Here is a 251-nt window from a genome sequence, read left to right on the forward strand (position 1 = left end):
GCTTAATCCGTAGATCGTTACCATAGCCTGAGCTCTCTTCGTTACTGTTTCCAGGTCAGAAAGTGCTCCTGTAGAAATGTTATTGAAAATAACCTGCTCTGCTGCTCTACCTCCTAATGTTGCACACATTTCGTCCAACATCTGTTCAGTCGTGGTAAGCTGTCTTTCTTCAGGAAGGTACCATGCTGCTCCCAGTGAACGTCCTCTAGGAACGATCGTCACCTTTAAAAGTGGAGATGCGTGTTCTACCA

The 251-nt window shown here is 45.8% G+C and carries 1 pseudogene; it reads right to left on the minus strand.

The features are described 5' to 3' along the window. A pseudogene (locus tag GB932_RS21920) lies at window positions 1–251 on the minus strand (ATP-dependent zinc metalloprotease FtsH); the annotation flags it as partial.

Source organism: Microbacterium karelineae (genome assembly GCF_009745985.1).
Taxonomy (GTDB): domain Bacteria; phylum Actinomycetota; class Actinomycetes; order Actinomycetales; family Microbacteriaceae; genus Microbacterium; species Microbacterium karelineae.